General features: G+C 65.8%; 1 protein-coding gene. It reads right to left on the reverse strand.

All coding sequences use genetic code 11. The annotated features are described in order from the left end of the window. Window positions 1-46 precede the first annotated feature (46 nt). On the reverse strand, window positions 47-237 hold a 191-nt coding region (locus ACPYOJ_RS36755), incomplete at its 5' end, for a hypothetical protein (RefSeq protein ID WP_481420599.1).

Below are 237 nucleotides of genomic sequence, written 5' to 3' on the forward strand. Positions count from 1 at the left end.
CCCCCCCCCCCCCCCCCCCCCTTCTTCCCCGCCACCACCTCCCCCCTCAATGCAGCGTAGTCTCGTGGGCTCGGAGATGTGTATAGGAGACAGGCGCCATGTAGCCGAGATGATTGCGTGCCTCGGCTGCGTCGCGCCACAGATCGAAGCCGGCCACCCGTCCCTCACCGCCCGTCGGCTTGCGAAGGCCGAAAAGCACCTTGAAGGTCGTCGATTTGTCCGTGTCGTTTGGTCCCA

The organism is Rhizobium sp. SVR5-9E (assembly GCF_056755095.1).